The sequence below is a fragment of the Bacillus sp. ISL-39 genome (assembly GCF_018613295.1).
Classification (GTDB): Bacteria; Bacillota; Bacilli; order Bacillales; family Cytobacillaceae; genus Mesobacillus.
Genome location: NZ_JAGGQM010000017.1, coordinates 18,247 through 32,350 on the forward strand (window position 1 = coordinate 18,247; position 14,104 = coordinate 32,350).

Annotated in this window: 15 protein-coding genes and 1 other annotated feature; of the genes, 9 read left to right on the forward strand and 6 right to left on the reverse strand. The window is 41.9% G+C overall.

Annotated elements, in window-relative coordinates:
- Positions 1-397 precede the first annotated feature (397 nt).
- From J7E37_RS13765 to J7E37_RS13775, 3 genes are read left to right on the forward strand one after another with little or no spacing between them, the layout of a single operon-like run.
- Positions 398-547, forward strand: a complete 150-nt coding sequence (locus J7E37_RS13765) for a hypothetical protein (RefSeq protein WP_023627611.1) — start codon at positions 398-400, stop codon at positions 545-547.
- A gap of 27 nt (positions 548-574) precedes the next feature.
- Positions 575-1,051, forward strand: a complete 477-nt coding sequence (locus tag J7E37_RS13770; RefSeq protein ID WP_215024511.1) for a cytochrome c oxidase subunit II — start codon at positions 575-577, stop codon at positions 1,049-1,051.
- Positions 1,051-2,706, forward strand: a complete 1,656-nt coding sequence (locus tag J7E37_RS13775) for a b(o/a)3-type cytochrome-c oxidase subunit 1 (protein WP_192470440.1) — start codon at positions 1,051-1,053, stop codon at positions 2,704-2,706. Before J7E37_RS13770 ends, J7E37_RS13775 begins: the two co-directional genes overlap by 1 nt.
- Positions 2,707-3,023: 317 nt before the next feature.
- Here the strand turns inward: J7E37_RS13775 and asnS are convergent, their stop codons facing one another.
- From asnS to J7E37_RS13795, 4 genes are all read right to left on the reverse strand, one after another.
- Complete coding sequence (asnS, locus tag J7E37_RS13780; protein WP_215024513.1) at positions 3,024-4,415, reverse strand: asparagine--tRNA ligase; 1,392 nt, start codon at positions 4,413-4,415, stop codon at positions 3,024-3,026.
- A 54-nt stretch (positions 4,416-4,469) separates the two neighbouring features.
- Positions 4,470-4,703 (reverse strand) — a binding site (T-box leader).
- A gap of 250 nt (positions 4,704-4,953) precedes the next feature.
- Positions 4,954-5,859 carry an EamA family transporter gene (locus J7E37_RS13785; RefSeq protein ID WP_214781062.1) on the reverse strand — a complete coding sequence of 302 codons (906 nt, stop codon included), beginning with the start codon at positions 5,857-5,859 and terminating at the stop codon, positions 4,954-4,956.
- A 62-nt stretch (positions 5,860-5,921) separates the two neighbouring features.
- Entirely contained in the window at positions 5,922-7,430 is a 1,509-nt protein-coding gene (locus J7E37_RS13790) for a carboxypeptidase M32 (RefSeq protein WP_215024515.1), read from the reverse strand.
- Between the two features lie 393 nt (positions 7,431-7,823).
- Positions 7,824-8,057 carry a DUF2249 domain-containing protein gene (locus J7E37_RS13795; RefSeq protein WP_214737023.1) on the reverse strand — a complete coding sequence of 78 codons (234 nt, stop codon included), beginning with the start codon at positions 8,055-8,057 and terminating at the stop codon, positions 7,824-7,826.
- Between the two features lie 196 nt (positions 8,058-8,253).
- Here J7E37_RS13795 and J7E37_RS22295 point away from each other — a divergent pair, with 196 nt between their 5' ends.
- Complete coding sequence (locus J7E37_RS22295) at positions 8,254-8,388, forward strand: hypothetical protein (RefSeq protein ID WP_285289118.1); 135 nt, start codon at positions 8,254-8,256, stop codon at positions 8,386-8,388.
- Between the two features lie 38 nt (positions 8,389-8,426).
- Here the strand turns inward: J7E37_RS22295 and J7E37_RS13800 are convergent, their stop codons facing one another.
- Complete coding sequence (locus J7E37_RS13800) at positions 8,427-10,790, reverse strand: nitric-oxide reductase large subunit (protein WP_215024517.1); 2,364 nt, start codon at positions 10,788-10,790, stop codon at positions 8,427-8,429.
- 221 nt (positions 10,791-11,011) lie between these two features.
- Between J7E37_RS13800 and J7E37_RS13805 the strand changes: the two genes are divergently transcribed.
- The 5 genes from J7E37_RS13805 (at position 11,012) to J7E37_RS13825 (ending at position 13,834) form a co-directional block, all read left to right on the forward strand.
- Positions 11,012-11,701: a Crp/Fnr family transcriptional regulator gene (locus J7E37_RS13805; RefSeq protein WP_215024519.1), complete on the forward strand. Its 690-nt coding sequence runs from the start codon at positions 11,012-11,014 to the stop codon at positions 11,699-11,701.
- Positions 11,702-11,808: 107 nt separating this feature from the next.
- Entirely contained in the window at positions 11,809-12,048 is a 240-nt protein-coding gene (locus tag J7E37_RS13810) for a DUF2249 domain-containing protein (RefSeq protein ID WP_214737029.1), read from the forward strand.
- Between the two features lies 1 nt (position 12,049).
- Positions 12,050-12,265: a DUF2249 domain-containing protein gene (locus J7E37_RS13815; RefSeq protein WP_214737031.1), complete on the forward strand. Its 216-nt coding sequence runs from the start codon at positions 12,050-12,052 to the stop codon at positions 12,263-12,265.
- A gap of 5 nt (positions 12,266-12,270) precedes the next feature.
- Entirely contained in the window at positions 12,271-13,515 is a 1,245-nt protein-coding gene (locus tag J7E37_RS13820; RefSeq protein ID WP_215024521.1) for a hypothetical protein, read from the forward strand.
- A 13-nt stretch (positions 13,516-13,528) separates the two neighbouring features.
- Positions 13,529-13,834 (forward strand): metal-sulfur cluster assembly factor, encoded by a 306-nt coding sequence (locus J7E37_RS13825; RefSeq protein WP_215024523.1) that lies wholly within the window; start codon positions 13,529-13,531, stop codon positions 13,832-13,834.
- 88 nt (positions 13,835-13,922) lie between these two features.
- On the opposite strand, the gene J7E37_RS13830 is transcribed toward J7E37_RS13825, so the two are convergent.
- Positions 13,923-14,090, reverse strand: a complete 168-nt coding sequence (locus J7E37_RS13830) for a hypothetical protein (protein ID WP_215024525.1) — start codon at positions 14,088-14,090, stop codon at positions 13,923-13,925.
- Between the last annotated feature and the right edge of the window lie 14 nt (positions 14,091-14,104).

The following is a 14,104-nucleotide window of genomic DNA, read 5'->3' on the forward strand; positions in this document are numbered from 1 at the left end:
GAGGCGGCAATGTTCGCAATAAAACTTTTGCATAAACCCACTTCCTGATAGATCCATTTTCTATTAGTTTATTAGCTAAACGTGGAATGGTGATTCCTGTTTTTCTAATTGCTTTTTTAAAAATGTCAAGTCGTTCTGTCACATCCCGATTTGATTGCTTGCTAATATGCTCAAATTTTCACATAAATCTATTCACAGATTTTTCACATTTACCCATCGTTACATGTGACTTAAATCACTGTATTGACGCGTTTTCACCATTAACATAGTAAATATATCAGGTATGAACAATTTGTGAACTGTCTGAAACCATATTTACGTTTCCAAATTGTTTTGTATTATGAAAATGTACTTATCATTTATAAACGAACATTTCATACGAAGGGAGTGGACCGGGATGGCTCAGCCTGGAATTGGGAAGAAAACACATACAAAGGTGGAAGACCAATCTTCCTTGAAAGGAACACTTGCATCCGTTTTCTTGTTAGGATTCTTTTTAATCGTTACTTGGGTAGGCGTTTATTTCTTGTTTGTTGATCGTTTCTAAGATAGACCAAAAGGGGAGAAAGAAGTTATGCATATTCATAAATTTGAAAAAATCTGGCTGATATTCGGAATTACGACCTTAATCGTATTCCTGACTGTTATTGGGGTCAGCGCCTTCTATTTAGGCAACCAGCCTCCGAGCTGCCTGGCAACAATCAATCCTGAAAAGGTAGATACTACAGCACCTTTCGATAAACCTGGACTAAAGAAGGTTGAAGGAAAAGAATGGGATTACGAACTTGTTTTCGTGGCATCGGCATTTGCCTACAACCCTGGGCAGGTCGAAGTTCCTAAAGGAGCTACAGTGAAAGTAATCGCGACTACAAAAGACGTCATTCACGGTTTCCAGGTTGCAGGAACTAATATCAACATGATGCTTGAGCCTGGATATATCAGTGAGTACGTCACCACGTTTGACAAAGCCGGTGATTACCTGATTGTTTGTAATGAATATTGTGGTGTCGGCCACCACATGATGTCGTCTAAAATCGAGGTGGTAGAATAATGAATACTAAATCAATTAATCCAAAGGTTGACCGCCGAGACGGCAAATTGGCAATGGCCCACTTTTATGTCGCTTTCATCGCTCTTGCAATTGGCGGTCTTGCAGGTTTGCTCCAGACACTTGTCCGTTCAGGAAAATTTGAATTACCTTCATGGACTGGGTATTACCAAATCCTTACCATCCATGGTGTCGTACTTGGACTCGTGCTTACAACATTTTTCATTATGGGATTCCAGCTCTCTCTTGTGAGCAAAACATCCGGAACATTAACAAATAAACAGCGAAAGACTGGCTGGATTGGTTTCTGGACGATGACAATCGGTACTGTAATGGCTGCTATCATGATCCTGACAAACCAGGCTTCTGTTCTTTATACATTCTACGCACCATTACAGGCACACGCACTCTTTTACTTGGGACTTACACTCGTGATCGTCGGAAGCTGGATTGACGGCGCTGCAATCATCATGGCTTACTCTTCATGGAGAAAAGCTAATCCTGGAAAGCCTAGCCCGCTGTTGACTTTCATGTCACTCGTCAACACGCTTATGTGGATCGTAGCTACGATTGGTGTTGCTGCAACAGTACTATTCCAGCTGCTTCCTTGGTCGCTTGGCCTTGTTGAGCGTGTAGATGTATTGGTCAGCCGTACATTGTTCTGGTATTTCGGCCACCCGCTTGTGTATTTCTGGTTATTGCCTGCATACATGGCCTGGTACGCAATCGTTCCAAAAATCATAGGCGGAAAGATTTTCTCTGATTCATTAGCTAGAATGTCATTCATTCTGTTCCTGTTGTTCTCAATTCCGGTTGGTTTCCACCACCAGTTAATGGAACCAGGTATTGACCCAGCATGGAAATTCCTTCAGGTTATTTTGACATTCCTTGTTGTCATCCCATCATTGATGACCGCATTCTCATTGTTTGCAACATTTGAAATGTTTGGCCGTTCTAAAGGATCTACCGGCCTATTCGGCTGGGTGAAAAAGCTTCCTTGGGGAGATGCCCGATTCGCAGTACCTTTCATAGGTATGCTTGCATTCATCCCTGCCGGTGCTGGTGGACTAGTCAACGCTTCCCACCAGTTGAACCAGGTAGTACACAACACAATCTGGGTTACAGGACACTTCCATTTAACACTTGCAACTTCAGTTGTCCTTACTTTCTTTGGGATTTCTTATTGGCTGGTCCCTCACCTGACTGGCAGGGTCTTGACAAAGGCTATGAATAAACTAGCCATTATCCAGGGAATTGTTTGGGCAATCGGTATGACATTCATGTCCGGTGCGATGCACGCAGCTGGTCTGCTTGGAGCTCCACGCCGTTCTTCATTCTCAACGTACGGCGGTTCAGAGCAAGCAGCTGAATGGATTCCTTACCAGGTTGCACAGGCAGTCGGCGGATCCATCCTGTTCCTTGGAATCATCCTGATGCTTTACATTTTCATTAACCTTGCATTCTTCGCACCTAAAGGGGAAGAAGAATTCCCTGTTGGAGAAGTTGCTGACCAAGCAGAGAAAACTCCGATGGTATTCGAAAACTGGAAGCTATGGCTTGGCATCACTGTCCTTTTGATTCTCTTCGCATACACGATACCGTTCATCGATATGATCGAAAATGCACCGATCGGGTCGAAGGGATATAAATTCTTCTAAAAAACCACTTTCTATGAATCAACCAAAACAGGGTATGAAATTCCAAAAAATTTCACCCTGTTTTTTGTTGTTTTAGCAGCATTTATACGATTAACATATAAATAAAAAACTTAATATCACACTATTTAGCATGCTGATCTTGTCATTCCCGCCCTGTTATTTTACATACAAAATACCTGCCATTAAAATCGAACATAACCCGATGCCTACCAATATAAGAGGCGTGTTATGGCCGCATCATGGAATAGCTTATTCGACTTCCATGAAAAAAATAGGATGCCTCAGCATCCTATTTTGCATTTTTACACATATTTTAATTAAAATTCTGCATTTCCTGGTGTACGAGGGAATGGAATGACATCGCGGATGTTCTTCATCCCAGTTAGATACATAACAAGTCGTTCGAATCCAATACCATAACCAGAATGCTTTGTGCTGCCGTATTTTCTAAGCTCGAGATACCACCAGTAATCTTCTTCCGCCATACCAAGTTCTTTAATTCGCTCTGCAAGAACGTCTTCTCTTTCCTCACGCTGGCTTCCGCCGATTAACTCGCCAATGCCGGGAACCAAAAGGTCTGTCGCGGCAACTGTCTTGCCATCCTCGTTCGCTCGCATATAAAATGCCTTAATTTCTTTCGGATAGTCGGTTACGAAGACAGGACGTTTGTAAATTTCCTCGCTAAGGTAACGTTCATGTTCCGTTTGCAAATCTGTACCCCATTCAACAGGGTATTCAAATTCCTTATCTGAGTTCTTCAATAATTCAACAGCTTCGCTATAAGTAACGCGTCCGAAATCGGATTCTAATGCATTCTTCAATCTTTCGATAAGTGTTTTATCAATAAAGCTGTTAAAGAAGGCCATTTCTTCTGGTGCATGTTCAAAAACGTAATCAATGACATACTTGACCATTTCTTCTCCAAGGTCCATGATATCCGGTAATTCTGCAAAGGCAACTTCCGGCTCGATCATCCAGAATTCTGAGGCATGTCGTGCCGTATTGGAATTTTCTGCTCTGAAAGTCGGACCAAAGGTATACACATTACGGAAAGCAAGAGCAAAGCTTTCGACATTTAATTGGCCGCTAACAGTTAAGTTTGTTTCTTTACCGAAGAAATCTGCACTGTCATCCACTTTTCCGTCTTCGGTTTTTGGAAGCTGGTTCAAGTCCATTGATGTTACACGGAACATCTCCCCTGCTCCTTCAGTATCACTTCCGGTAATAATCGGTGTATGTACATATACAAACCCTTTGTCTTGAAAGAATTTATGAAGGGCATAGGATGCAAGAGATCTTACTCTGAAGACGGCTGAGAAGGCGTTGGCTCTCGGACGTAAATGAGCGATTGTTCTCAAATATTCAAGGGTATGTCTCTTTTTTTGTATAGGATACTCTGTATCCGACAATCCCTCGACTACAATTTTTGTTGCTTTGATTTCAAACGGCTGCTTCATTTCAGGAGTTGGAACAAATTCACCTTCTACTAAAACAGAAGAGCTAATAGGCAGCTTTGTAATTTCTTTGAAGTTATCAAGGGTATCTTCAAAAACAACTTGTACACTCTTAAAGAATGTTCCATCGTTTAACTCCATAAAACCAATGGTTTTGGAATCGCGTAGCGTACGGATCCACCCTGTAATTTGAACAGTTTTGTCTTTAAAATTTTCTTGATTTCTGTATAAATCTTTTACTACGGTCTTAATCATAATTAGCCTCCTTATGGTAATTTTTTTGCAATAAAAAAAGCCTTCTATCCCCAAAAAAGGGACGAAAGGCTGAACTTCCGCGGTACCACCCAAATTGTCATAAAATGACCAACTTTACTATTGCATATCCCAGTCTATAACGTGCTGGAAACGTCTAAGCCTACTCACGATATCCCTTTCGGTTAGAACTCAAAGGTGTTCTTCATTTATGCTTCATCGCCAGGCTTCCACCGTCCCCGGCTCGCTATCGAATATAGCAAAAACTACTTTCCTTTTCATCGATTTAAAAATATGTAGTTTTCAAAGGATTTTTACTGTAATAATTTATCACAAAACATAATCCTTTGTCTAGTTGCCCCCTAAGTTATCTGCATTTTTCGCTAAAAATCTTTGATTACAATCTAAAGTGAAACAATTTACCTAAACCAAAAAGTGCTTTAATTTGAAGGAAAAGGAGCCTAGGTTTGTGACCAGGCTCCTTTCTCTGTTAATTCGTGCGTTTATTATTTGCTTTTTTACCACTTCAAACGAGATTGAATCACACAGTGAAGTGCTTTTTTTGCTTCCTGATGGGAATTGAGATATTGATAGATATTACAGATATGATAATCAACGCAGATCCGAGCATCTGAAGACCGCCCAGCCTGTCACCATACACCAGTATTCCCAGCATGGTGGCAATGACAGGTTCCAGTGTAGCAACTACTGCAGCAGTACTGCTTTCCGTCCTTTCAAGGCCCCAGGAGTATGCAAAATATGCAATCACAGTCGGGAAGATCCCTAAGCCTATCGCATAAAGCCACGCATTCCCGGTGAAAAGGACAGAAGCCTTGCTGACTATACCAGTTGTCGGAGCCAGGGCAGCCGAAGCCACAAGGAATGTATACAAAGTGACTGTAAAAGGATGGTACCGCCTTAATGCCACCTTGCCAAATATACTGTAAAGAGCGTAGCCGAACCCTGCCCCTAGGCCAATAAGGATACTGGAGACAGAAAATGACGTTCCCCCGTGCCCTGTAATGCCTGCGGCAAGTGTGCAGCCGATGACCGTCATGACAATCGCCAACAGCTTCCTCCTGTTAATGCTTTCTTTCAGGAAAAGAAATGATAAAACCGCAACAAAAGCAGGAGAAGTATACAGTAAAGCTACAGCAATCGGGATGTTCATCAGGTTGATTGCCGTAAAATAAGACCAATTAAAAAAAACAATGCTTAAAATTCCTGTACCCACAAAAAGATACAAGTCTTTCACCCTGATTTTTAAATGACTTCGGTAAAAAGCAATTCCCACCAGAATCAAAATAATGGCTGCGGTCAACACACGGATAGCCACAATCTCCATAGCACTGAACCCGGCATTATTCAGGCCTTTAACAAAAAAACCAATCAGGCCCCACATTGCCGCAGCAAATGCGATCATAAAATAAGGCAATTTCCCGTACATACATTCACCCACAGAAAAGATGGCAGGAAGACTGCCATCTTATTTTCTAAAAAAGAATCTTATTAAACCAGCTGATATACTTTATTGTATTTTTCGTATAAATAATCGACTAAGTACTGAGCATTAAGTCCCTCTCCAGTTACATCAGTCAATATTTCAAGTGGTTTTTTCATTTTTCCATGCTTATGGACTTTCTCAGTCATCCACTCTTTAACCGGCTGAAGATTTCCTTGTTCCAGGAGTGCCTCATAGTCAGGCAAATCTTTGAGCATGGCATTCTTGAACTGCGCTGCATACATATAGCCTAAAGCATAGGATGGGAAGTAGCCAAAGCTGCCTCCTGCCCAGTGTACATCCTGCAGCACACCTTGTGCATCATTTTCCGGCCTGATTCCAAGATACTGTTCATATCTATCATTCCAGATCTGCGGAAGGTCCTTTACTTCAATTTCATCATTGAATAAGCCTTTTTCAATTTCATATCGTACCATCACATGGAGTGGATATGTCAGCTCATCTGCCTCAATCCTGATCAAGCTTGGCTTGGACTCATTAATTGCACGATAGAATTCCTCTGCCTCCACCCCGGTAAACTGTCCTTCAGAGAACTCCTGCAGCAGGCTGTAGTTGTGCTTCCAGAAAGAGTAATTTCGTCCAACAAAGTTCTCATAGAAAAGCGACTGTGATTCATGGATGCCCATTGAAGTGCCTGAACTCAGAGGAGTTCCAACCAGTTCATCCGAGATGTTTTGTTCATAGAGAGCGTGGCCGCCTTCATGAATGGTACCGAAAACAGCTGTCCTGAAATCTGCTTCATCATATTTCGTCGTAACCCTTACATCCCCTGGGTTAAGCCCCATTGCGAATGGGTGAACCGTTTCATCAAGCCGGCCTGCATCAAAATCATATCCCATTTGCTTTAGGATCTCGAGGCTGAAAGCACGCTGCTTTTCTTTAGGAAAATGCTCAAAAAGGAACTCTGTATCAGGTTTGGCAGTTGAACTGGAAATCTGCTGTACAAGCGGGACAATTTTTTCACGAAGGTCTCCAAACACCTGGTCCAAAACATCGACCGTGACCCCAGGTTCATACATATCGAGCAAGGTGTTGTATTTATTGCCTTCATATCCCCAGTAACCAATGAATCTCTTAGTGGTATCCACCAATTTTTCAAGATACGGTCTGAACATTTCAAAATCGGACTCTGCTTTTGCCTCTTCCCAAACACTTTCTGCTTTTGATTGAAGAATCACATATTCACGATATTCTTCTGCAGGGATTTTTTTATTGCGGTCATAATCCTTTCTGCACTCATCCAGCGTTTTACGGGTAATCTCAGATAAACTTGTTTCATTAGAAAGTCGTGCTATGTATGATGCCATTTCTTCTGATGTTGACATGTTAAAAAGCTCGGAAGATAGTACTCCGATCACTTCAGAACGCTGACCGGCTCCCTTTTTCGGGGCTCCTGTCCTTAAATCCCAATAAATTAAAGAAAGCGCCTCTCCATAGGCAGCCATTTTTTTGACATAATCCAAAAATTTCTTTTCTGTTTGCATGACTTCACTCATTCATTTCACCCCATTTTTCTCTTTCTCGTCTATCTTATCATACTTTTCTGAACTTTACGTTCAAGAAAATCTAAAAGCCATCCCGCCTAAAAGGGCTGTGCACTGAAGCCGTATTCTTTATGAACTTAATGAATTCTGAAACAAAATAAAAGTCTGTTTCGTAAAGATTATTGTTAAAATCCTAAAGTTGATTTTAACGTAAAATAAAGCCATTTTGCAGTTCTGTATTAAGTTTGACATACTCTTTTTTCACAAAAGAGTCAACTTTCCGAAGAAAAATTGGTCATTCAACCCGATTTTGTAGTCAATAGCAACAAAGTTTGAGAAAAGAGCCAAATAAAAACAACAGGCGAACCTGTTGTTTAATAGAATCATAGGATGTTTTCCAGATAATTATTTCGTTTTACCGATTGCCACTCGCCATGTTTCTGGGCCTTCCTCTAGATACTCCCATGAAAATGACTCCGGGCGTTCCATCATGAATTGGTATTGCAGCGGTCTAGGGTCATGGTCATTGACGATTTGCATGAATTCCCCCTTGTGCAGTGAGTCAAAGTTTTGGAATATGGTCGGGTGTTTTTCCCGTGGGGCATAATCAGGAACATTGATAATAACATTGAAAGTCATTTCACTCTCTCCTTTAATTTCTGATTTCCTTTACATTTACATTATAATTCTCCTGTATCCCACTTGTAGTGAGCGCGGTCACAGAGTAACTATGACTTCTTTCATTCGAGAAGTTCAGTCACCTCTAAATGTGATCTGTAAAAAAATAGAGGAACTACTTTTTCTAGAGAGAATTCTATGAAGGGGAGGGGATTTTTTGAAGGAGCTAGTTGGCAGCTGCGATCGTTGTGGAAAAGAGATTTTTTGCCTGGATGGTTTTTTGAATGGTGTACATAAAGATGGGAAAGTGCTTTGTTTTGAATGCGAAAAAGAAGAGGAACAAAAATCATAATAAAAACCGCAAAGCGATAACGCTTTGCGGTTTTCCTATTAATCTTCATCAACAGCCAAATCTTTTACTGGCAGCTGTTCTTCTTCTTTATGTGTCACATTACGGAGATTGAAGAGTGCTTTTACGCTGAATATTGCCAGCGCAGCAACACCAATCAAGAAAATCGTATCTGGTATTGCCCTCAGCGTCAGGAGCATTTCAACTGTTTCCCGCTGTAAGAACTGAGATGAACGTGAAGCTGCATAGCCATTGAAATATGCTTCTTTTAACTGAAGATATCCGACTGGCAGCAATGACAGGAATACCATGCCAGCCAAGCCTGCGTTCAGCATGATGACTATGAATTTAACCCACCTGTCGTTCCACTTTTCAGGCTTCACAATATTGCGCAATGAGTAGATCAATACTGCGCCTGCGAACATTCCATACACACCCATCATCGCCGCGTGGCCGTGTGCTGGTGTCAGGAATTGGCCGTGCTCAAGGAAGCTGACTGCAGGCAGGTTGATCAGGAAGCCAAGTACACCTGCACCTACCAGATTCCAAATGGCTACTGAAATCAAGAACCAGAATGTACCTTTATAAGGGAAATCAACTCCCCCATCCCTCATCATTTTGTACTGTTCATATGCTTCCAGAATGAGCAAGGTCAACGGGATGACTTCCAGAGCAGAGAATACAGAACCGAGCGCAATCCAGACTTCGGAAGAACCATTGTAATAATAATGGTGGCCGATACCGATGACACCTGCTCCCATCAGCAGGATTAACTGGAAGTATAATGCTTTTATTGTTGATTTTTTCGTGACTAGCTTCATTTGGACCATTAAGAAACCAATGACAACGACTGCGAAAACTTCGAATATTCCTTCAACCCAGAGATGGATGATCCACCAGCGCCAGTAGTCAGCAAAGGTATAGTGTGTGCCTGGATTGATCATGAAAGCGAAGAAGTAAAATGCTGGCACGGCAATTGCTGAGTAAAACAACAGGTGAATCAGGCCGCCTTTGTCTGATTCCCTCTTCAACCCACTCTTGATCCCGCGGAATACGATGAACAGCCAGATCAGCATTCCGGTCGCAAGAATGAACTGCCATATGCGTCCCAGCTCAAGGTATTCCCAGCCCTGGTGACCTAATAAGAACCAATTGTTGCCCAGGTAGCCGTTTGCACCAAGCCATTGGCCAATCATGCTGCCGGCTACAAGCACAACTAGTGCCCAGAATAATATGTCGACTAGTATTCCCTGGCGCTTTGGTTCATGCCCGCCGACCAGCGGAGCGATGAAGATGCCCATTCCTAACCATGCAGTCGCAATCCAGAAGATTGCCAGCTGAAGGTGGAATCCTTTTGTAATATTGAATGGCAGGATATCATGGACCCACTTCATTCCAAAGAAACTGTCAGGCTCGATATAATAGTGAGCGAGCAGCGCTCCGAACATTGCCTGAACAAAGAACAGTACAGAAACAACCGCGAAATACTTACCTGTTTTCAATTGCGAGGATGTAAGCGGAAGCTTCCTCAAATCGATTTTCGGGAAGTTCCCGGCTGTATAAGCCTCTTGCATCCCTAAATGATAACGGTAGAAAACAAACAGGATTAATCCTACGAATAGAATCAATATGGTCACACTCGCACCACTCCACCAGATTGCAGAGAAGGACATAGTGTTTCCGGCATCCTCATAATATGGCCAGTTATTTGTATAAGTAATATCATCTTCGGGTCTTTCTGTACTTGAAAGCCATGCTGTCCAGAAAAAGAAATCAGCGATTTGCTCAATCTGATCGCCCTTTGATACCCAGGCTCGCTCCCCGTCCGGCATATGTTTTTCCTGAATTAACCCTGGCTTTAGACCCCACTGATCACCTTCAGTAAAAATAGTATGATAGAATTCCCTTACCTTTTCGTGCCCATATATTTGTGCGTCTGTCAGCACCAGCTTATCGGTATCCGGCACATAACGGTTTTCACGCATCTCCTTCATGACAGTGTCCCGGATGATTGTTTGTTCATCTCCCGTCAACGCTTTAAAACCCTTACCATATTTTTCTTGTGACTTGAAGTCATGCATCCCATCAGTATAAATTTTCAGTGCCTCTGCCGTGTAATCAGGCCCCATATAGGATCCATGCCCTAATACAGTTCCATAATCCATCAAACCATATTTCTGGAAGACAGCCTGCCCTCCCATGATGCTTTCTTTCGTTAAGATGACCTCTCCCTTTTCGTTTGTCACTTCTAGCGGCCTAGGAGCCATATCTTTAAAGATCCAGTAACCTCCTGTCAGGAGTACTGTAAAGCTAAGTAATAATGTGATGATGAGTACGGATTTCAGCAGTGAGTTTCTATTTTTCTTGACCACTGCCTTCGTGGATGTTCCATGCTGGATTTCCATCTACCATACACCCCTTCCCTGTTTTTTTTACAACTTAAGCATAATGGGAATGAAATGTTTAGTTTGTGAAGTTCCTCATTTGCCGGGTGTGATATTTCCCACAGCAATGATAATTATTTTCATAAAAACGTCAAAATATGATTCAGGTCACTTTGCCCTCCTCTTTCCCTTGATAAAATTTACGGCAGATACTTAATCAAATCATAGAGGAGCAGATTGAGATGCATATATCACAAATCAGACAGCAATTGAAAGAAGTTCCTATTTTCAAAGAATTATCGACAGAGGAGCTGGATCCGATCATAGAAATCGCCCAGCCAAGATTCTTTAAAAATAAAATGTATGCTTTCATGCAGGGAGATCCGCTAGACCGCGTTTTCTTCATTCATTCAGGGAAGGTGAAAATTTATAAAACCGACTCATCAGGAAGAGAACAAATCGTTTCTGTCCTTGAATCCGGTGAAATGTTTCCTCACGCTGGCTTCTTCAGGAAAGGCCAATATCCTGCCCACGCGGAAATAATGGAAGACACACTGATGATCATCGTACCAATCTCTAAATTTGAAGAGATCCTGGTTGCCTATCCCGAACTATCTATTAAGTTATTCCGAGTCCTTGGAGAGAAGATCATTGATTTGCAGGCCAGGCTCGAGGAACAGATTCTTCACAATACATACGAACAGATCATTATGCTGTTACTCCGCCTTTGCAAGACAAATGGAGAAAAGAAGGAACATGGATTTAAATTGACCACCCATTTTACCAATAAGGAATTTGCCAACATGATCGGTACTTCCAGGGAAACTGTCAGCAGAACCATCAACCATTTAAAGAAAAAAGATTACTTAAGTTTGGATCCTGACGGCTACTATCTGATCGACCATGAAAAATTGCATCAGGAATTGTTTTAACAGGAAGAGCAATTTTTCTGCGGTTAAGTGATGCGTATCACGGCAGAAAAGAGTGAAAATGATTATCATTTAATCATACCAACTAAAGTATCGAGGAGCTGAATGATATGGAACACAGAACGATAGAATTGGATGTGCGTGAGGATATAAATAACAAGCTGGAGCCTTTCCAAAAAATCATGGAAGCTATTGGCGATTTAGAATTGAATGACAGACTGGTCCTCCATGCACCTTTCAAGCCTGTCCCCTTGTATGGGGTTTTAAAAGCAAAGGGATTTGAACACGTAGTCGAAAAAATCGAGGCAAAACATTATAAAATTACTTTTACAAAAAAGGGAGGGAAATAAGATGATCCTGGATAACAGAGGGCTTGAACCGCCACAGCCGATGATGCGGACACTGGCAAAGCTGGAGGAGCTTGAGGAAGGACAGACGCTTATCATTATCAATGACCGACGTCCGATGTTTCTGTTCGAGCAGCTTGATGAACTAGGATATCTTTATTTGACTGAACAGCAAGAAGATGGAAGCTATCGCGTGACTATTTCCCGCAAAGCGGGGTGAATCAAATGTTTCAGCAAAAAAGTGGTAACGAAACAAATATAAAGCTTCCTTTTTCATTCATCGGCTTCAGCATGCTCGCGTTAATTCTTTCACAGCTGCTAATCCTGCTGAACGGTGACCTTCTTGTTTCCGGCTTATTCCGATTGCCGGCAATCTGGTCTGCTGCACATCTGTTCGTACTCGGCTGGGCCCTGATGGTCGCTATGGGTGCCATGTACCAGCTGGTCCCTGTCGCATTCCTGACACCGATTTGGAACGAAAAATTTGGATTTTGGCAATTGGCTGTAACGACTGCAGGAATCGTATCTTTCGCTGCAGCATTATACCTTCGCCCACAGGATGCCTTGGTTCCAGGAATCCTGACATTGCTCGGAATTTTGATGTTCATATTTCAGATGTTCATGACGCTTAAAAGCCAGGCAAAACCAAATATCTTAACTTTGTTCGTCGGTACTGCACTGTTTTCTCTCCTGGCAACAATTACACTTGGTATCACATTGGTTCTGAGCATGAAAACAGGTTTTGTATCAGAGTATTATCAATCTATTTTTAAAACTCATATCCTGCTGGGTACAGTGGGCTGGTTCTCATTATTGATCTTTGGTTTTTCTTATAAAATGGTTCCGATGTTCTCACTTTCACATGGGTATTCCATGAAACCGGCACCATTTGTATTCGGTGTTTATGTTGTTGGAATTATCCTTTTAATCTTTTCCTTCTTAACGGGCAGCCATTTATTTGAAGTGTTGGGAACTTTCATGCTATTTGCCGGATTCATGATTTTCACCTGGCATGTCAAAATAATCATTGATAAGCGTGTGAAGAAGAAGCTTGACCGCCCATTCATGTTCGCCTTATTTGCGATTGGCTGCGGTGCTTTAATCCACTTTGCCGCTTTTGCAGGAAGTGCCGCAAATCTTTTTGCAAAAATGGCAGGGCCGATTATTTTACTATATTTAGTCGCATGGATTGCATTCAGTATCATTGGTTATCTATATAAAATTGTTCCTTTCTTGTGGTGGACTCATAAATACAGCAAGGAAATCGGTAAAAAGAAGGTGCCTGCGTTAAAGGACATGATGGATGAGAAGCTGGCACTGCCGCTTTTCATCTTGTTCACTGCCGGGACGATCCTTCTATTACTTTCATTCATTGTCAGGCTGATGCCGGTCTTTTACATCGGTCAGGGATTGATTGTTATCGGGACTGTCCTATTCAGTTATATTATCGCCAAAGTGGTCACTATTTAAGGAGGAGTTAGAAATGAATGAATTAATGGAAAAAATCAGGGGAAATTTAAAAAATGTTATCGATCCAGAATTGAATATTAATGTTGTGGATCTAGGTTTGATATATGAAATAGATGTTCCAGAACCCCGCAAAGCAAAAATTTTAATGACACTGACAACTCCGGGCTGCCCACTTCATGACAGCATCGCCAGCGGCATTAAATATTGCGTACAAGGCATGGAGGAAATTGACCATGCAGACGTCCAATTGACGTGGGAGCCAGCCTGGACACCAGAACGGATGACCGAGGATGGAAAAAGACAGCTTCAGGGTTTTTAATCAGGGGAAATGATGGTTTCATAATCAAACAGCAAAGATGCAAAGAAACGCTTGGGCTTCAAGCGTTTCTTTGCATCTTTGCATTGGCTTATTTAAGATTTGAAAGGCCAAATGACAATGCCTGCCGAAAGTTATTTTCTGCTTCCTGCAATTCTGCCAGCTGGAGTTCATCAGCCTGGAATTCATTACGCAAAGCCTCTGTACTAGTTGAAAGAGCTTTTGAGATCCTTTGGAAGTCGATAAATGTATAATTCATTGCCATCCCTCCGT